Source organism: Mesorhizobium sp. M1295 (assembly GCF_040318135.1).
Taxonomy (GTDB): Bacteria; Pseudomonadota; Alphaproteobacteria; order Rhizobiales; family Rhizobiaceae; genus Mesorhizobium.
The window spans coordinates 39,605-57,429 of record NZ_JAMYLU010000022.1 but is presented as its reverse complement, the minus strand read 5'-3'; the positions used below and the strand labels follow the sequence as shown (position 1 = coordinate 57,429).

Annotated in this window: 13 protein-coding genes; 4 read left to right on the top strand and 9 right to left on the bottom strand. The window is 62.3% G+C overall.

Annotated elements, in window-relative coordinates:
* Window positions 1-5 precede the first annotated feature (5 nt).
* Both NKH29_RS25570 and ftsZ read left to right on the top strand, forming a co-directional pair.
* Window positions 6-1,124 carry an NAD(P)/FAD-dependent oxidoreductase gene (locus NKH29_RS25570; RefSeq protein ID WP_352484033.1) on the top strand — a complete coding sequence of 373 codons (1,119 nt, stop codon included), beginning with the start codon at window positions 6-8 and terminating at the stop codon, window positions 1,122-1,124.
* Window positions 1,125-1,334: 210 nt separating this feature from the next.
* Entirely contained in the window at window positions 1,335-2,342 is a 1,008-nt protein-coding gene (ftsZ, locus tag NKH29_RS25565) for a cell division protein FtsZ (RefSeq protein ID WP_352484034.1), read from the top strand.
* Between the two features lie 44 nt (window positions 2,343-2,386).
* Here ftsZ and NKH29_RS25560 read toward each other — a convergent pair whose 3' ends face one another.
* The 3 genes from NKH29_RS25560 to NKH29_RS25550 form a co-directional block, all read right to left on the bottom strand.
* Window positions 2,387-3,403, bottom strand: a complete 1,017-nt coding sequence (locus NKH29_RS25560; RefSeq protein WP_352484064.1) for a phosphotransferase family protein — start codon at window positions 3,401-3,403, stop codon at window positions 2,387-2,389.
* A 7-nt stretch (window positions 3,404-3,410) separates the two neighbouring features.
* A complete protein-coding gene (locus NKH29_RS25555; RefSeq protein ID WP_352484065.1) occupies window positions 3,411-4,652 on the bottom strand; it encodes an acyl-CoA dehydrogenase family protein in 1,242 nt (413 codons plus the stop codon).
* Between the two features lie 147 nt (window positions 4,653-4,799).
* The gene (locus NKH29_RS25550; protein ID WP_353000823.1) at window positions 4,800-6,080 is read right to left on the bottom strand and encodes a cytochrome c; all 1,281 of its coding nucleotides are present in this window, start codon (window positions 6,078-6,080) and stop codon (window positions 4,800-4,802) included.
* A 200-nt stretch (window positions 6,081-6,280) separates the two neighbouring features.
* On the opposite strand from NKH29_RS25550, the gene NKH29_RS25545 reads away from it, so the two are divergent.
* Window positions 6,281-7,483, top strand: a complete 1,203-nt coding sequence (locus tag NKH29_RS25545; protein ID WP_023720673.1) for an ROK family transcriptional regulator — start codon at window positions 6,281-6,283, stop codon at window positions 7,481-7,483.
* A 26-nt stretch (window positions 7,484-7,509) separates the two neighbouring features.
* Here NKH29_RS25545 and NKH29_RS25540 read toward each other — a convergent pair whose 3' ends face one another.
* The 6 genes from NKH29_RS25540 to NKH29_RS25515 all read right to left on the bottom strand — a co-directional run bounded on the left by NKH29_RS25540 (window position 7,510) and on the right by NKH29_RS25515 (window position 16,497).
* On the bottom strand, window positions 7,510-8,880 hold the full coding sequence (locus NKH29_RS25540) for an alpha-glucosidase/alpha-galactosidase (protein WP_352639423.1): 1,371 nt from the start codon (window positions 8,878-8,880) through the stop codon (window positions 7,510-7,512).
* A gap of 20 nt (window positions 8,881-8,900) precedes the next feature.
* The gene (locus NKH29_RS25535; protein WP_352639489.1) at window positions 8,901-10,568 is read right to left on the bottom strand and encodes an ABC transporter ATP-binding protein; all 1,668 of its coding nucleotides are present in this window, start codon (window positions 10,566-10,568) and stop codon (window positions 8,901-8,903) included.
* Between the two features lie 9 nt (window positions 10,569-10,577).
* The gene (locus tag NKH29_RS25530; RefSeq protein WP_031194485.1) at window positions 10,578-11,711 is read right to left on the bottom strand and encodes an ABC transporter permease; all 1,134 of its coding nucleotides are present in this window, start codon (window positions 11,709-11,711) and stop codon (window positions 10,578-10,580) included.
* A gap of 1 nt (window position 11,712) precedes the next feature.
* A complete protein-coding gene (locus NKH29_RS25525; RefSeq protein WP_031194486.1) occupies window positions 11,713-12,720 on the bottom strand; it encodes an ABC transporter permease in 1,008 nt (335 codons plus the stop codon).
* A gap of 104 nt (window positions 12,721-12,824) precedes the next feature.
* The gene (locus tag NKH29_RS25520; RefSeq protein WP_352856465.1) at window positions 12,825-14,909 is read right to left on the bottom strand and encodes an ABC transporter substrate-binding protein; all 2,085 of its coding nucleotides are present in this window, start codon (window positions 14,907-14,909) and stop codon (window positions 12,825-12,827) included.
* Window positions 14,910-15,030: 121 nt separating this feature from the next.
* Window positions 15,031-16,497: an alpha-glucosidase/alpha-galactosidase gene (locus tag NKH29_RS25515; RefSeq protein ID WP_353000821.1), complete on the bottom strand. Its 1,467-nt coding sequence runs from the start codon at window positions 16,495-16,497 to the stop codon at window positions 15,031-15,033.
* A gap of 277 nt (window positions 16,498-16,774) precedes the next feature.
* On the opposite strand from NKH29_RS25515, the gene NKH29_RS25510 reads away from it, so the two are divergent.
* Complete coding sequence (locus NKH29_RS25510) at window positions 16,775-17,572, top strand: AraC family transcriptional regulator (protein WP_353000844.1); 798 nt, start codon at window positions 16,775-16,777, stop codon at window positions 17,570-17,572.
* The last annotated feature ends 253 nt before the right edge of the window (window positions 17,573-17,825 follow it).

Genomic DNA, 17,825 nt, shown 5'->3' with positions numbered 1-17,825 from the left:
TGATCGTGGACCGTGTCGACTGCATTGTCGTCGGCGCCGGCGTCGTTGGCCTGGCGATCGCGCGAGAGATGGCGCAGCGCGGCATCGACACGCTGGTGCTGGAAGCCGAGAGCGCCATCGGCACCGGGACGAGTTCGCGCAATTCCGAGGTCATCCATGCCGGCCTCCACTATCCAGTTGGATCGCTGAAAGCCCGGTTCTGCGTGGCGGGCCGGGAAAGGCTCTATCGCTACTGCGACGAGCGTGCGATCCCGCATTTGCGCTGCGGCAAGCTCATCGTCGCTACGAATGCCGAACAGGAGCCGGTGCTCGCCTCGATCCGGGCCAATGCGCGCGCTTGCGGCGCCGGCGACCTGGTGCCGTTGCGCGAAGCCGAGGCACATGCGCTGGAGCCCAGCCTCAAGTGTACGGCGGCGCTGCTGTCGCCGGCCACCGGGATCGTCGACAGCCATGCCCTGATGCTTGCCTTGCTGGCTGATGCCGAGGAGCACGGGGCGGCACTCAGCCTCAACACCCGCGTCGCCGCCGGCCGCATCGAAGCGGGCCGCGTCGTGCTCGACACGGTGGACGCTACCGGCGGCGAGCGCTTCGAGATCGCTACCACACGCTTCGTCAATGCGGCCGGGCTTAGCGCCGCAGCGCTTGCCCGCTCGCTTGAAGGGCTAGATCAGCAGTTCGTGCCAAAGCTCCATTACGCCAAAGGCAATTATTTTTCGGTGGCCGGCCGGGCGCCCTTCTCGCGGCTGATCTATCCAGTACCCGAACCAGGCGGACTCGGTGTTCATCTGACGCTCGATCTCGACGGCGTCACCCGCTTCGGGCCGGACGTCGAATGGACTGATCAACTCGACTATCGCGTCGATCCAGCTCGTGGCGAGCGCTTCTACAGCGAGATCCGCAAATACTGGCCGGACCTGGCCGATGGCAGCCTGCAGCCCGCCTATAGCGGCATCCGGCCAAAACTGTCCGGTCCCGGTGAGGCCAATGCCGACTTCGTCATCCAGGACGTGGCGGTGCATGGCGTGGACAGCCTGCTCAACCTGTTCGGCATCGAAAGCCCCGGCCTGACCTCCTGCCTGGCGATTGCCGATCATGTCGCGCAGCGCCTCGCGCCGAAGTTGTAGCGTGCGGCGCCCGCGCCACGATCTGAGGCGCATTGCGTGAACTTTCAGGCGCAAGTCGCCTAAGAGGCACATCGCGCACTTGCAGCCCGCTCCGCGCTCTGATTCCCTGCATTCTGGGCTGTTCTGATTCGCACTGCCCGGTTCAAAGTTTTCGCAGTGCGCCCGGGACAAGCTTCCAGCGACCACTCGGCGTATCCAGGGAGAACGGCAATGAACACCGCGACGAGGCCGGTAATCTCGGAGATGAGGCCTAAGATCACCGTCGTCGGGGTCGGCGGCGGCGGCGGCAACGCCGTCAACAACATGATCGCCGAAGGCCTGCAGGGCGCGGAATTCATCGTCGCCAACACCGATGCCCAGGCCCTTGCCATGTCGAAGGCAACGAGGCTGATCCAGTTGGGCGCTCATATCACCGAAGGTCTGGGGGCCGGGTCCCTGCCCGAGGTCGGCCGTGCCGCGGCCGTGGAATCCATCGACGAGATCATGGATCACCTTGCTGGAACGCATATGTGCTTCGTGACCGCCGGCATGGGAGGTGGAACCGGAACAGGTGCCGCGCCTGTTATAGCGCAGGCAGCGCGGGCAGCTGGAATACTGACCGTGGCCGTCGTCACCAAGCCATTCGTCTTCGAAGGCAGGCGCCGCATGCACGCTGCCGATGACGGCATCGAGCGCCTGCGCGAAAGCGCCGATACCGTCATCGTCATCCCCAACCAGAACCTGTTCAGGATCGCCGACGCCAGAACCACGTTCGCCGACGCATTCGCCATGGCCGACCGGGTTCTCTATGCAGGTGTCGGCTGCATCACCGATCTGATCGTCAAGGAAGGGCTGATCAATCTCGACTTCGCCGATGTGAAGTCGGTGATGCGCGACATGGGCCGCGCCATGATGGGAACCGGCGAGGCCGCCGGAGAAGGCCGTGCCAGGAAGGCGGCGGAAGCGGCAATCGCCAACCCGCTGCTCGACGAAGCTTCGATGATGGGCGCCAAGGGCGTCCTTGTCTCGATATCGGGCGGCATGGACATGACGCTGTTCGAGGTCGATGAAGCGGCTACCCGCATCCGCGAGGAGGTCGACAACGATGCCGACATCATCGTCGGCGCCATCTTCGACAAGGCACTCGCCGGAAAATTCAGGGTGTCGGTCGTCGCCACCGGCTTGCGGCGTGGCCTGGAGATTCCGCTGCTGGCGGAACCGGAAGTTCGAATGAACTGAACGCGTATCGCGTGCGGCTCGCTTAGCCGATTGCCAGCCTCTCCTCACCAGGGCCGCGCGCCGTCGATGACTTCCATGGCGCGTGCAGCAAAACGGCCGGCCAGCGGTGCCACGTCGGCCGCATCGGCCGCAACCGCGCTGCCGGCCAGCACGCGGTCGGCGATGCCGACGAAGATCACCGCAAAGCGGAACATGGCAAACACCAGATGGAACCGCTGCAGCGGCGCCGTCGGCACCGCGTGGGCGAAGTAATGATCGAGGAATTCGCGCTGTGTCGGAATGCCGAGCGCTGCCTGATCGAGACCGAAGATGCCGCCATATTCGTCAGGCGAGGAATGCCAGGGCATCGAGCAGAAGCCGAGATCGGCAAGCGGATTGCCAAGCGTCGATAACTCCCAGTCGAGTATGCCGATCACTTCGGGCCGCTCGGGATGGAAGATGAGATTGCCGAAACGGAAGTCGCCATGCGCGATCGAGACGTGGCCGTCATCTGGCGGAAGATGTCGCGGCAGCCATTCGGCGACGGCTTCGAGCGCGGTGATGCGCTCGCTCGGCGATTCCCGCAACTGTCTGGTCCAGCGCGCGATCTGTCGTTCAAAATAGTTCCCGGGACGGCCATAATCGCCGAGCCCGACCTCTTCCGGCCGCACTGCGTGCAGCTTTGCCAGCGCCTCGGCCATGCCAAAATAGATGCCGCGCCGCTCGTCCGGCGCCAGTCCCGGCAACGAGCCATCGTGGAACACCCGGCCGTCAAGCCGCTGCATCAGATAGAACGGCGTGCCGAGCGGCTCGTCGCCGTCGTGAAAGAGCACCGGCCGTGGCACCGGCACCTCTGTCGCCGCTAGCGCTTCGATCACCCGATATTCGCGATCGACGGCATGAGCGCCGCGCAGGATCGGTCCCGGAGGTTTCTTGCGCAGCACCATGCGGCGGCCGCCGTAGTCGACGAAATAGGTCGGGTTGGATTGGCCGCCGACGATCCGCTCAAGCGACATCTGGCCATCGCCAAAATGCGCTCTCAGAAAATCCTGCAGGCTTGCTGGATCGAAATCCGTCCTCATTGCCGGCTCAGCGGTTCCCGCCGCGACCTGTGTCATCTTGCGTGCCGGCTTCGACATGCCAGCGCCAGAAGCCTGTACCTTCCTCGTTGAGGAAGCGGTTGAGCACCATCTTGTGAACCTCGTCGGCGCCGTCGACCAGGCGAGCCTGGCGGGCGTAGCGGTAGATCCATTCGAGTACAGTGTCTTTCGAATAGCCACGGGCGCCGTTGATCTGGATCGCCACGTCGGCAGCGTCATGCAGCACGTTGGCGACCTGGATCTTGGCCATGGAGACCTCCTTGCGGGCAAAGCCGCCGCGATCGAGCTCCCAGGCCGCCTTCATCACCAGCAAGCGACCGATCTCGATGCGCATGGCAAGGTCGCCGAGCATCAGCTGGATACTCTCGCGGTCGGCCAAAAGCTGCCCGAAGCCGCTACGCTCGGCGGCATAAGCGCGCGCGATTTCGATGCAGCGCTTGGAAAGGCCGAGCCAGCGCATGCAATGGGTGAGCCGCGCTGGACCGAGCCGGACCTGGGTAACCCTGAGGCCGCTGCCTTCGCCGGCAAGCACGTCCTCGACCGGGATTTCAAGCCCGTCGAATTCCAGCTCGCAATGGCCGCCATGTTCCTCCGGTCCCATGATCTCGATGCGCCGCAGGATCCGCCAGCCCGGCTGGTCCTTGTGGAACAGCAAGGCCGAAAGGCCGTGACGCGGATCGTGCGAGGTGCGTGCGACAAGGATGAAATGGCTCGCCTCTTGCGCCCCGGTGATAAACCATTTGCGGCCGCTGACGACATATCTGTCGCCGCGCCGCTCGGCTCTGGTCATGATCATCGACGGGTCCGACCCGCCGCCCGGATGCGGTTCCGTCATTGCGAAAGCCGAGCGCACCTTGCCATCGACGATCGGCTTCAGCCATCTCTGTTTCTGCTCCGGCGTCCCCAACCGTTCCAGCACCATCATGTTGCCGTCGTCGGGAGCCGCGGAATTGAACACGACCGGACCGAAGATCGAGCGGTTCATCGCCTCATAGCAGACAGCTATATCCACCTTGGAAAGGCCCGCCCCGCCAGTCTCGGGTTTCAACTGCAGGCACCACAGGCCAGCCGCCTTCGCCTTTGGCCGCAGCGTTTCGAGCAGCGGCAGCGCGATGTTGCCATGGCCGTCATAGGAAGCCTTGTCTGCCTCGAGCGGCAGGATTTCGCGCTCGACGAAATCGGCGATCCGGCTGCGGAAGGCCTCGGTGCGGACGGGGATGTCGAAATTCATGGCGCTCACAACGATGAAACGAGATGCCGCCATCGATCTCGATGGTCGAAACGGTAGTGTAGCTGCCGGCATCGAATGTGAGCAACGGCAATGGCGATACCAGCCTGTGAGCTGCCGATACCGGTCGACTTCCAGGATCAGGCTTACTCAGTTTCGTTTTGCCACGTCCGCGACGCTTTGCGGCGTAATGTCGGGACTGGTCCCGCCCCACTTGACGCGCAAGTAATTGCCGAGATCCACGACTTCCTGGTCGGTCAGCAGTTCACGAAAGCCCGGCATGTCCTGCCGCGCTTCGCCGTGCGGATAGATGCGAGCCGGAAGGCCGTCCAGCACGATTACCAGCAAATTGTGGGCGCTCGGCAGGCGCAGCGACACATTGGTGGTCACTGCCGGCGCGACATGCGGCGTGCCTTCGCCGTTCAGGCCATGACAGCCGGAACAGGCCTCGACATAGACGCGTCGGCCGGCGGCAGCCTCGGTCGCGGCAGACGGCTTGCCGGGTTCGGGTGCGGACGCCGCCTCGCCGATCAGATAGGTCGCCATCGCCTTGGCGTCCGCCTCGTCCAGATGCCGTGTCGAATTGTGCACCACGTCGAACATGCCGAAGCTCATCACCCCCTCCGGCCCAAGCCCGGCGCGCATGTAAGCGGCGAGACCGTCGCGGTCGAAGCCGAACCGCGCCAGACTGGCCGTGGTGATGTCCGGTGCGTCGACATTGTCGATCCGCGCGCCCTGGAGATATCGGCTCGGGATCGTGGCCATGGTGAAATCGCGTGGCGTGTGGCATTCGCCGCAATGGCCGAGTGCATCAACCAGATAGCGTCCGCGATGCCAGTCCTGCGATTTGGCCGCGTCCTCGGCAACCGTTCGGGAGGGAAGATTAATCAGGTTCCAGAAGGTCATGAACCGGCGGACATAGGGGAACGGAAAGCTGCCCGCCCGATTCGCCTGCCGGATCGGCTCGCGTGTCATCAGGAAGGCGTAGATCGCATCGACATCTGCCTCCGTGAGCCGCCGATAGGACGTATAGAGCATGGCCGGATAAAGATGCCGGCCATGCGCCCCGACGCCGTCGCGGACGGCTCGATGGAAGTCGGCCCGGGTCCAGGCGCCGATGCCGGTCTCTTTGTTCGGCGAAATGTTGGAGGCGTAGAGCGTGCCGAAGGGCATGGCAAAGGCGAGACCGCCGGCGAAGGGCGCGCCGCCCGGCGCCGTATGACAGGCGGCGCAATCGGCCGCCTGGGCAAGATACCGGCCCTGCGGAGCCAATTTTTGCATCTCCTCGGCTGACAACGGCCTATCGACCACCGCGCTGACGGCGCTCTTTTCGAACAGGCCGAGGAAGACCGCCAGCGCTGCGATCACAGTGACCGCCAGACCGAGAATTAGAAAGCGCGGCAGGCGGAATATCCAGGGGCGCCTCATCATCGCGCCTCAGCCCTGTACCAGCCCGGGCGTGCTCAGGATCACGTCACGAACGGCCTCGTAATAGCGGACATAACCGGTGCAACGGCAGATATGCGGCGCAAGCGCCTGCTCGATCGGTTCGGGTGTTGAACAGTTGGGCAAACTTACGCATATGTTTGATCGAGAGGCAATAATTAAATTACAAAATTAAGGAATAATCCGTGAAGCTCAAGGGTGACCCGAGCACGACCCGGGCGATGAACCGGAGACTGATCCTCAATCTCTTGCGGCAGGAGGGTCCGCGCAGCCGGGCCGACATAGCGTCCGTTACCGGCCTCAGTCCGGCGGCCGTCACCTTCGTCGTGGCGGACCTCATCGAGGATGGCCTGCTGATCGAGGGCAAGACAGTCGTGGGCTCGGCCGGGCGCCGCCCTATCCCGGTGGATATCAACTACGCGAACGGCCTCGCCATAGGTTTCAAGCTGATGGTCGGGTCGGTCGAATGCGTGGTCACCGATCTTGCGACCAATCCGCTGGGTTCCATGCGCGTCAAGCTCTCGGACAGCGATCCCGACCGTATTACAAAGGCGTTGGCCAAGGCGGTGCCGGAGCTGATTGCGATTGTCGATCGGCCCGGCGCCAAGCTTGCCGGGATCGGCGTTTCAATGCCTGGCGTTATAGACAACCAGAAGGCCGTGTGTATCCGCAGCAATCGCTATAACTGGGACAACGTTCCCCTTGGCCCGATGCTGGCCGAACGGGTGGACGTCCCCGTGTGGCTTGAGGACGACACCAATGCCTACGCCATTGCCCAGCAACTCTTCGGCCTCGGACGCCAGCACCGCAATATGGCGGTGCTGGCGATCGGCGTCGGGATCGGCTGTGCGCTCGTCTTCGAAGGCAAACTCTATCGCGGTGCGAACGGTGCTGCCGGCAAATTCGGTCACACCTCCTATGAGGAGAACGGCCGCCTTTGCGAGTGCGGAAAACGCGGCTGCCTGATGGCCTATTACGCCGAGCCGGCGATCCTGCGCACATGGCGCGAAGCCACCGGGCACGACGAAGCGGATTGCAAAGCGACCCTTATGGAAGCCTTGGCAGACCGCGAACCGCGAGCCGTCGCCATTCTCGAAGAAGCCGGACGTGGCATCGGCCGGCATCTCGCCAATCTTGTCAACATCACCGACCCGGAGGTCATTGTTGTCGGCGGTGAAGCGGTATCGTTTGGCGACGCGCTGTTTGGCCCGATGCGGGTGATGCTCGGGCAAAACACCTTTCGACAAGCACCGCCAATGCTGCTGGACTGGGAGGACAATTCCTGGGCAAGAGGGGCGGCTGCACTGGTGACGCAGAAGCTCTTCGATTTCGAGACATCGGCCGGCAACGCCGCGCCGCTTTCAAAGCGGGCTTTATGGTCGGCATAGGCGAGTGAAATAGACAGCCCTGCGCCTCAGGCCGCCCGAACGCTGCGCGCTCCGCGCGCCCAGGCCGGCAGCCAATCGCCATGCGCAACCAGCAAATCATCGACCAGCGACCATATCTGGTCGAGGTCGAGCTCAGCCGCCGTGTGCGGGTCCATCATCGCCGCGTGATAGATGTGCTCGCGGTTCTCGGTCATCAGCGCCTGGACCGTCAGCTCCTGGACGTTGATATTGGTGCGGATTAGCGCAGTAAGCTGCACCGGCAGGTCGCCGATGAAGGTGGGTTGAATGCCGGAGGCGTCGACGAGGCACGGCACCTCGGCCGCGCAATTATATGGCAATGACGTGATGCAGCCATTGTTGCGGACATTGCCGTAGATCACCGACGGCTCGCCGGTCCAGACCGAATTCATGATCGAGGACGCATATTCCTTCGACTGCTCCACTTCGATCTTGTCAGCCGAGCGATAGGCTTCCGCTTGCCCCTTCCAGCGTTCGATCTGCTCGATGCAGCGCTTCGGATACTCGTCGAGCGGGATACCGAATTTCTCGATCAGATCTTCGCGCCCGTCCTTGATGAAATAGGGCGTGTATTCCGCGAAATGTTCGGAGCTTTCAGTGACGAAGTAACCGAGGCGCTTCAGCATCTCGTAGCGCACCTTGTTCGGGCAGCGCGGGTTCCACCCCGGCTTCGGCGCCCGCCCTTCGCTATAGGCGCGCAGCAGATCCGGATAGAGGTTGCGATAGGAGCCGTCCGGCTGGCGATGCTCGAACTTCAGGTAGAAGGCCATGTGATTGATGCCGGCCGAGCGATAGCGAATCTCCTCGTAGGGAATGTCGAGATCATGCGCCAGCTCCATTGCCGTGCCTTGCACCGAATGGCAGAGGCCGACCTGCTTGATGTCGGGGTATTTCTCCGCGATCGCCCAGGTGTTGATCGCCATCGGGTTGACATATTGCAGCATGATAGCCTGCGGGCAGACCGCGAGCATGTCTTCGCAGATCTTCCACAGATGCGGCACGGTTCTCAAGCCTCGCATGATGCCGCCGACGCCGAGCGTATCGGCGATGGTCTGGCGCAGCCCGTATTTCTTCGGAACTTCGAAGTCGGTGACCGTGCAGGGCTCGTAGCCGCCGATCTGGAAGGCGACGACGACGAAATCGGCGCCCGCCAGCGCCTTGCGCTGGTCCGAATAGGTTTCGGCTTTGGCCTTTACGCCAAGCGTCGAGATCAACTTGCCAACGACGATTGCACTTTCTTCAAGTCTTTGCGGATTGATGTCCATCAGTGCGATCGTCGCGCCGGATAAAGCCGGACGCTGCAATATGTCACCAACGATGTTCCTCATGAACACCGTCGAGCCAGCTCCGATGAAAGCGACCTTGGGATTTCTTGCCACAATAACCTCCGGCATAACAATCAGGCTACCTCGAAAGCGGCTTTGACCAGCCGTTCGGTGTAAGCGGTTTTGGGATGGGACAGGACTTCGTCGACAGGCCCCTCTTCGACGATCCGGCCGTGCTGCATGACGATGACGCGATGGCACAGCGCCCGCACGACTTTGAGATCGTGCGAGATGAAGATGTAGCTCAGGCCCCGTTCGCGCTGCAGCTTGCGCAGCAGTTCGATGATCTGCGCCTGGACCGAGAGATCCAGCGCCGATGTCGGCTCGTCGAGTACGATGAATTCCGGTTCGAGCGCGACGGCGCGGGCAATCGCAATACGCTGGCGCTGGCCGCCGGAAAACTCGTGCGGGAAGCGCGACAGGATATCGCCCGGCATGCCGGCGCTGATCAGTGCCTCGCGCACCCGCTCGATCCGATCGTTCCTCGTGGCGCCGATGCGGTTGACGACAAGCCCTTCCTCGATGATCTGGCCGATCGTCATGCGCGGGTTGAGCGACGAGAACGGGTCCTGGAAGACGACCTGCATGCGCGACCGCAGCGGCCGCATCTGCGCCCGCGAACAGCCATGGATCGGCTGGCCATCGAAATAGATCTCGCCGCTGTCCGTGGTGTTGAGCCTGAGCAACGCCTCGCCGAACGTGGTCTTGCCCGATCCGGATTCGCCGACGAGGCCCAGCGTCTCGTGCCGCCGGAGGGTCAGGCTGAGGCTGTCGACGGCGACAAGTTCGCGCAGATCCGGCTTCATGAACGTGCCGTGCCGCAGCATGAAGGAGACGCGCACACCCTTGGCCTCAAGAATGACGTCGGCGCCTTCCGGCAACGGATTTGCCTGGCCGCGCGGCTCGGAGGCAAGCAGGTGGCATGTGTAGGGATGCTGCGGATTGGCGAACAGCTTCTCCGTCACATTGTGCTCGCGCATCTCCCCATGCTGCATGACGTAGACATAGTCGGAGAACTGCCGCACCACGGTCAGGTCGTGCGTGATCAGGATCACCGCCATGCGCAGTTTCTTCTGCAGGTTGCGGATGAGATTGAGGATTTGCGCCTGAACCGTCACGTCGAGCGCCGTCGTCGGCTCATCGGCGATCAGCACGTCCGGATCGTTGGCCAGCGCCATGGCGATCATCACACGCTGGCGCTGACCGCCGGAAAGCTGGTGCGGATACTGCTTCAGCCGCGCCTGGGGCTCAGGAATTTGCACCTGCTGCAGCAGCTCGAGCGCCCTTGCCTCGGCCTGCCTGCGGCTCATCTTGCGATGCACCCGTATCGCCTCGACGATCTGGCTGCCGATCGTGTAGATCGGGTTGAGCGAACTCATCGGTTCCTGGAAGATCATCGAGATGCGGTCGCCGCGCAGTTTGCGCCGGGCACGCTCGGAAAATTTCAGGATGTTCGCCCCATTGTATTCGACGGTCGATTTCGGCGACACGACCGCACGCTTCGACAACAGTCCCATGACGGTGCGCGCCGTCACCGACTTGCCCGATCCGGACTCGCCGACAATGGCGATCGTCTCGCCGCGATAGAGCTGGAAGGAGATGTCCTTGACCGCTTCCACCATGCCGTGCTCGACCTTGAAATCGACGGCGATGTTGCGGGCATCGATGACCGGGTTTTCCGAACGTCCATCATGGTCGAGCCGGACAGGCGGTGCGAAAGATTTGACGAGCGCGTGTTGCATCATGTCACGTCAATAAGGATCGACTGCATCGCGCAGTCCGTCGCCAAGCGCGTTGAACGCGAAGACGGTGACAAGCACGAAGCCGACCGGCGAGAGTATCCAGGGATAGGTGCCAATGACCGAATAGGTGGCGGTGTCTTGCAGCATCAGCCCCCAGGAGATCAGTGGCGGCTTCACCGCGAAGCCGAGAAAACCGAGGAAGGATTCGAGCAGGACGACACTGGGGATCGCCAATGTGACGGCAACGATCACGTGGCTCATCACGTTTGGGAAAATGTGCTGCATGATGATGCGGCCATCCGTGGCGCCGACCGCCATCGCCGCACGGACGTAGTCGATTCGCGCCAGCGCCAGGGTCTTGCCGCGCACCTCGCGCGACATCTGCGCCCAGCCAAGCGCCGACATGACGACGATCACGAAGGCCAGGAAGACATTTGTCGGCGCCGTCACCGGAACCAGCGACGTTAGCGCCAGATAAAGCGGCAATTGCGGAAATGCGAGCACCAGTTCGACGAAGCGCTGGACCCAGACATCGAATGTGCCGCCGAAATAACCCGACACCATGCCGACCGTCGTGCCGATCACGGTGACGATGAAAACCACGGTCAATGCGATCATCAACGAGATGCGCGAACCATAAATCGCACGAGCCAGCACATCGCGGCCGAATTTGTCGGTGCCAAGGAAGTGCACCGGCTGGCCGTCGGTCGAGCCGAAGAAGTGCCGGTTCGCGGGAAGCAGGCCGAGCAGTCTGTACTCCGCTCCCTTGACGAAGAAGCCGAGCAGCCGCGGATGGTCGTAGTCCGGCCCGACGACGGGTTGGAAGGTAACCGGGTCGAGGTCTTCCGAATCCGCCAGGGCATAGACGCGTGGCTGGAAGACGAAGTTGCCGTCCTTGTCATGGAAGCTCATCATCTGCGGCGGGGCGAAGCCGACATCGGTCACCTTGGGATCCATCGGTGCGAAGAAGTCGGCAAACACCGCCAGCAGCACCAGAAACGCGACCAGGATGAGCCCGGCCATGCCGGTCCAGGACCGTTTCAGGCGGCGCCAGACGAGTGCGATGTAGCTCTCATTGCCGCGCGGCTTGATCTTGGCCGGCTCCTCGGCAAGTGGCGGCAGCGAGGGCTCGAACACAAGCATCTCAGGACCCTGCATATTGGCGCACACGCGGATCGAGCATGACGAGCAGCATGTCGGCGATGATGTTGCCGACGATCAGCGTCGCCGACAGCACCATCATGAAGGTCGCCGTGACATAGACGTCGCCAACCGCCATCGAACCGACGATCGCCGGGCCGACGGTCGGCAGGGCAAAGATGATCGCAGTCTCGATCTCGCCGGTCAGCATATAGGGCAGCACCACGCCCTGATACATGACCAGCGGATGCAGCGCATTGGGCACCGCATGGCGCATCACGACCGCACCACCGCTGAGACCCTTGGCGCGAGCGGTTTCGACATATTGCGCGTTCAGCGTGTCGAGCAAATTGCCGCGCATCACCCGCATGTTGTAGGCGAGCCCGCCAAAGGTGGCGATGGCGACAACCGGCCAGACATGCCGGACGAGATCGACGAACTTCGCCCAGGACCACGGCGCCCCGCCAAATTGCGGCGAAAAGAAGCTGCCGATCTCGGACACATTGAACTGGAAGACCAGCAGGTAGACGATGATCAGGGCCATCAGGAAGCGCGGCACCGTCATGCCGAGGAAGGAAATCGCTGACAGCGTACTGTCGATCCAGCTGTACTGTCTGGTCGCCGCCCAGATGCCAAAGCCGATGCCCAGCACCGAAGCCAAGAGATGGCAGACAAGCGCAAGCAGCAGCGTGCGCGGCAGCCGCTCGCCCACCACGTCGGCGACGGGCTTGTTGTAATACAGGCTGTAGCCGAAGTCGCCGCGGGTGACGATGCCGGCGATCCAGTTCAGGTATTGGAGCGGAACCGGCTTATCGAGGCCATGCTCCACGCTATAAGCCTTCGCCTGCGCATCGGCCTCGGCAAAGGAGGCTCCACCCTGGTTGATGAGCTGCAAGCGGATGTAGTCGGCATAGTTGCCCGGCGGGGCCTGGATGATCGCGAAGGTAACCACGCTCAAAATGGCGAGAACCGGTAATGCGGATGCTATGCGCATAAGCAGAAATCGCAGCATCGGCCGTTTCTCTCCTCGCTCGGTTTCAGTTATCCCCTTGCCGCTGGCTTTGTCCCGGCCGCGCCAGCAGCGCGGCCGGGAATTTTCAAGTCAGGGGAGGAAACTCAGTTCGTCGGACCCTTGTCGCCGGGCTTTCCGGGAAGCTGTTCGGGGAACAGTTCATATTTCTGCTGCTTGTCGACAGCGACCCAGACCCTTTCACGAATGATCGAATCTTCGGCCCAGTTGAACATGAAGATCGGCGTTCCCTGCGGGATATTGGAGAAGCGGTTGTTGATGATCAGCGCGCCGGGATATTCGGTCAGCCCGACGGTATAGACGTGTTGCGTCGAGATCTTCTGGAACTGCTTCATCAGGCTGGCGCGCTCGTCGTTGTCCTGCGCCGAGACGAACTTGTTGACGATGTCGACGAGGTCCTTCTCGAACGGCATCAGATCGACCTGGCCGTTTTCCGGAGCGCGATGGTTCCAGCTTGTGCGTGGGCCGATCGGCGCCAGTTGCTCGGTGTTCTGTACGACCGAGGTGAGCTCCTCATCATTGCGCCTGACCATCCAATCGAAACGGCCAGAATACATGGACGCGTCGCGCTGGACGCCGTTCAACCCGTTCAGGACAACGCGAAGACCTAGCCTCTCCATCTGGCCGACGACGCCCTCCGCGAGGCTCTTGTCGGTGGTGTAGTCATTGTTGACGAGCATCACGATCTCGACATTCTTTCCGCCGGCGGTGCCGGCAGGAAAATTGACGAAGCCGTCGCCGTCGCTGTCCTTCAGGCCTGCCTTGGCGAGTTCCGCCTTGGCGCCTTCGAGATCGAAGGGGTAGTAGACCGTCGACTTCCGGTCGTAGAAGCTCGTACCCGAGGAGAAGCCGCCCGGATAGATGGCGGTGAACGGACCCTTGACCAGCGAGTCGCCGAGCGCCTTGCGGTCGAGCGCCATGGTAACGCCCTTGCGGAAATCCTCGTTGCGGTTCAGCTCGCGAACCGCCTGCCCACGCTCGTCGGGATTGCCCCAGCCGTTGGCGGAGAAGTTCATCCGCAGATTATAGCCGATCAGCCGCGGACCGAAGGCAAGCCGGGCCGGCGCGTCCTTTTGCGCCGCCCGCTTCAGCGAGGCGACGAAATTCTCCGGCTGCTCCAGATTGGAGATGTCGGCCGCCCCCGACACCGCCTGAACGTCGCGGTCGGCCCAGGTCGATAATTTGTAGTGCAGTTCATTGAGATACGGCAGTTGGTTGCCCTTCTCGTCGACCTTCCAATAGTACGGATTACGGCGCATGACGATGATGTCGTCGGGGCGGTATGCCACCGGCACCCAGGCACCCATCACGGGCATGTTCATATATTCCGGCGGGAACGCGTTCTTGAACTGCTCGTAAGTGTTCTTCGAGTATTTCGGATGCTGCGGCTTGAGGATGTGCGACGGTCCGGGGCAGAACTTGCCGTAAGCCATGGCGTAGAGGTGTTGCTTCGGAAAGGCGTCCTTGAAGGTCCACTCGACGGTGTAGTCGTCGATTTTCTTCAGCGTCGTGCCGACGCCGAAGGTCTCCTGCGTGGCGCCGTTCAGCGGCGAGACATTGGGGTCGATCACCTCGTCGTCCCAGTAGAACATCACATCGTCGGCGTTGAACGGAACGCCGTCCGACCATTTCGCGCCCTCGACCAGATGCATCGTCAGCGTGTGGCCGTCCTTCGACCAGCCCCAGCCCCTGGCGAGGTTCGGCAGCGGCTCGGTGTCCTTGGCTTCGACCTGGAAAAGCGGGGCCGTTCGCGTAAGGCATTCGGAGAGGCCGATGTCGATGCCGCCCCAGCCTTGCGTCTGCCCCGCGCCGTAGTTCCAGCCCTCCGGCCGGCCGCCGATGACATGGCGCATCGTGTCACCGTAGACGCCGACGCCGTCCGGCATGTTGCCGGTCTTGAAGACCAGCGGCTCCTTCGGGAGCCGGTCCTTGACCGGCGGCAGCTTGCCTGGCTTGACGTATTTGTCGGTGACCCAATCGGGTTCGTGGTATTCTGGAAGTGCCTTGAACTCCAGGATGGAGTCGCGCGCGACATATTTGATCTTTCCCTCGGCGGGAAATTGCGCGGGCACCGGCGGCACGGTCGGCTCGGATGCATATGCGCTCAGCGCCGAGGCCGAGACGCCAAGCGCCAGCCCTGCGAGAATGCCAATGTTTCGAAAATTCCTCATCGTCTCTCCTCCCTGTTGTTCAGGAGCGCGTTGACGCCGCTCCATTTCTCCTCGAACGCTATGCAGACGGTGCGGCGCCGAAATCCCTCCGAAACTTTACCGCAATCCGTCCCGATGAAATTCAGACGGCCTGCTTGAGAGCCGTTTTTTCCGCACGCAATTCCTCGATCGAACGGACGTCGCGCCGTGCCGCACCGGCCCATTCTCGGGTCTTGACCCTGGATTTCGAAAGCCGTTCCTTCGCGGCCGGCACCGCATCGGCATATTGCGGCAGCCAGCGGGCCTGGGCGACGACCATCTCGTCCACCATTTGCCAAACCTCTTCCGGGGTCGAAACCGCGCCGACCAGTGGGTCGTGCAGGACCGCGAGCTTCAGCAGGTCGATATCGCCGGAGATTGCCGCATGAACCGACATGCGCTGGACGTTGATCGAGGAAATGCAAGTGGCGGCGCAGCCCTCCGGCAGCGTGATGCCGGCCACCATGTTGATACCGAAGCGATCGACGAAGCCGGGCGACTCGACGATCGCATCCTGCGGCAGGTTGGCGATGATGCCATTGTTCTTGACGTTGAAATGGCCGCGATAAACGCGGTTCGTCTCCAGCGCCTCGAGAATATGGCTGGCATGCTCGTTGGAGCGCTTGGCAGGATCGATCGGCCTCGCGGCGGATTCCAGAAATTGCGGGAATTCGGTTTCGAACCAGTTGCGCGTTTCGGTCGAATAACGAAGGTAGCCGCCGGTCTCGCCGTGGATCCAGTCGGACATGTCGATCCAGCGGGTGATTTCGTCCGGCCGCTTGCGGTACCAGGGCAGGTATTCGGAAAGATGGCCGTTGCTTTCGGTCGAATAGACGCCGAATCGCTTCAGGACGTCGATGCGCAGCTTTTCCTGTTGCGAATAGACCGGATGCGCCTCGAAGGCGGCAACCAGCTCGTCCTTACCGATCTTGCGGCCGTTGAGACGCAGGTCGATGAACCAGGTCTGGTGATTGATGCCGGAGCAGATGTAATCGAGTTCGGTGCGCGACTTGGCGCCGAGCACTTCGGCGATCTGGTCGGCGCCGTGCTGGACGCCGTGGCAGAGGCCGACGGTATCGACCTTGCCATCTTCGATCGCCGCCCAGGTGTTCATGGCCATCGGGTTGGCGTAGTTCAGGAATTTCGCCCCAGGCTCGGCGACTTCAAGGATATCCTTGCAGAAATCGAGGATCACCGGAATGTTGCGCTGGCCGTAGAGGATGCCGCCGGCGCAAATCGTGTCGCCGACGCATTGGTCGATGCCATACTTCAGCGGAATGCGGATGTCGTCGGCATAGGCTTCGAGACCGCCGACGCGAACGCAGCTGATGACGTAGCGGGCACCCTCGAGGGCAGCACGGCGGTCGGTCGTTGCTGTAACCTTGGTCGGCAGCCTGTTGAATTCGACGACCCTGTCGAGGATCGACTTGATCATCTGGAGATTGCGCTCGCTGAGATCGGTCAGCGCGAATTCGACATCCCTGAATTCAGGAACGCACAAAATGTCGGTGAAGAGCTTCTTGGTGAAGCCGACGCTTCCCGCACCGATGATAGCGATCTTGAAACTCATCAGTCTCACCTCGACCTGATCGAATGTTAGGGCAAAGGCGGCGAAAACAGGCCTGGCCCGCCTGCCATGGCGTGCAGGCTGGACTCCGGCGCTTCCTCCCGTCCGCTCTTTGACCGCGGTTTCTTTTGCTTTTCTCGAGGGATTATGCGCCTAATTCAGCACGCGACCAGAGAAGGATTATGCTTTTAGGGGTAATTTTGTGCTGCGGAACTTGATCGACGCCGGGCCGGCGGGCAGGACGGTATCGCTGCCGCGCGGCCGCCAGCGCCTGCACACCATGCCGACAAGCACGGGCTATGAAGTGCGCGAGAACGAGGTCTACGACTGGGATGGGCGCAGGCGCGGCCAGACGCCGTTTACCGTGCTCCAGCACACGATCAGCGGCATCGGCCGATTGCGCTACGAGAACCGGAACTACCGTCTGCAAAGGGGCGATACGTTGCTGGTTCTCGTGCCGCACAACCACCGTTACTGGCTGGCCAGGGGCGAACGCTGGGAATTCTTCTGGATATCGATGAACGGCGAGGAGGCACTGCGCATTCACAAATCGATCCTTGCCGCCGTCGGTCCGGTGCTTCGGCTGAAGCCCTCGACGATCGATCATCTCGCGGATTGCAGCGTACGCCTGATCACAGGCGCGGTCTCGCCCGGAGCCGCCTCGGCTGTCGCCTATGAAGCCGCCATGGCGCTCTACGACGATGTCTTCGGCTCGCATGCCGTCACCGACGACAAGAGCGCCATGCAACCGGTCATCGATCACATCAAGGCCAATCTCGACAGGCCGCTCCGCGTTGCCGATCTCGCCGAGATCAGCGGCCTGAGCCGCGCGCATTTCTCGCGCTGCTTCGCCGAGAGTGAAGGTCTTCCGCCCGCCGAATTCGTGCTGCAGCAGCGACTGCAGCGCGCGGCGAAGTTGCTGACGAAGGCCGATTTCCTGCCGGTCAAGGAAGTCGCCATCATGTGCGGCTTCGAGGATGCCAATTATTTTTCGAAGGTCTTCCGCCGCCTCTACGGCATCAACCCGACGCAATTCCGCACCAACGGAATGTATGCCAGCCTGGGATCCGCCCGATAGATTCGCACCGCGCTTGGCGTCGGAATCGGGAACGCTTTTGCTTCCCCTTGGTTTAGGACAAGAGAGCCTGATCGCCGCTGCGACAACCCACTCTGAGCGGAGATCAGGCCACAGATGTCAGGGGAGTGATCGATGGACAATCCCGATCCGAACAACCCGAATCCACTGCCGGACAATCCCAATCCCGAGCCGGCCCGGCCGCCTGCCCCGCCGGAGACTCCGCCGGGAGAACCTCCAGGCGTACCCCCACCCT

Excerpts from the sequence above, each read along its gene's own strand:
- ftsZ (WP_352484034.1), top strand. The coding sequence starts at position 1,335 with ATGAACACCGCGACGAGGCCGGTAATCTCGGAGATGAGGCCTAAGATC.
- NKH29_RS25560 (WP_352484064.1), bottom strand. The coding sequence starts at position 3,403 with ATGAGGACGGATTTCGATCCAGCAAGCCTGCAGGATTTTCTGAGAGCG.
- NKH29_RS25555 (WP_352484065.1), bottom strand. The coding sequence starts at position 4,652 with ATGAATTTCGACATCCCCGTCCGCACCGAGGCCTTCCGCAGCCGGATC.
- NKH29_RS25550 (WP_353000823.1), bottom strand. The coding sequence starts at position 6,080 with ATGATGAGGCGCCCCTGGATATTCCGCCTGCCGCGCTTTCTAATTCTC.
- NKH29_RS25535 (WP_352639489.1), bottom strand. The coding sequence starts at position 10,568 with ATGCAACACGCGCTCGTCAAATCTTTCGCACCGCCTGTCCGGCTCGAC.
- NKH29_RS25530 (WP_031194485.1), bottom strand. The coding sequence starts at position 11,711 with ATGCTTGTGTTCGAGCCCTCGCTGCCGCCACTTGCCGAGGAGCCGGCC.
- NKH29_RS25525 (WP_031194486.1), bottom strand. The coding sequence starts at position 12,720 with ATGCTGCGATTTCTGCTTATGCGCATAGCATCCGCATTACCGGTTCTC.
- NKH29_RS25520 (WP_352856465.1), bottom strand. The coding sequence starts at position 14,909 with ATGAGGAATTTTCGAAACATTGGCATTCTCGCAGGGCTGGCGCTTGGC.
- NKH29_RS25515 (WP_353000821.1), bottom strand. The coding sequence starts at position 16,497 with ATGAGTTTCAAGATCGCTATCATCGGTGCGGGAAGCGTCGGCTTCACC.
- NKH29_RS25510 (WP_353000844.1), top strand. The coding sequence starts at position 16,775 with ATGCCGACAAGCACGGGCTATGAAGTGCGCGAGAACGAGGTCTACGAC.